The sequence below is a fragment of the Bacillus sp. SIMBA_154 genome, assembly GCF_046536015.1.
Classification (GTDB): domain Bacteria; phylum Bacillota; class Bacilli; order Bacillales; family Bacillaceae; genus Bacillus; species Bacillus pumilus_P.
Map to the genome: position 1 here is coordinate 1 of NZ_JAWJBV010000414.1, position 257 is coordinate 257.

General features: G+C 42.8%; 1 pseudogene. It reads right to left on the minus strand.

Annotated features, from left to right (window positions below):
- Positions 1–72 precede the first annotated feature (72 nt).
- A pseudogene (locus R0K30_RS22590) lies at positions 73–257 on the minus strand (YceG family protein); the annotation flags it as partial.

Below are 257 nucleotides of genomic sequence, written 5' to 3' on the forward strand. Positions count from 1 at the left end.
TTAAAAAGGCACCGGCTCAATATGACGATTCAGTGATTCACTTAAAATAGGCATGCCGTCTGTTTCATATAATTAATGTAAATAAATAAAATAATTGGTTGTATCATGAGGAATTCCTAGGACCCGGGCGGCGATATGCGGCAAGGATAACGTATGTTCGTCCTTTATTTGGCCGTCTCGTTCATGGAGCGGCTTTTTCCGCACGTTTTTCCAGGCTTCCTGGTCCGCCCGGGTATGGGTAACATTGATTTCTTTAT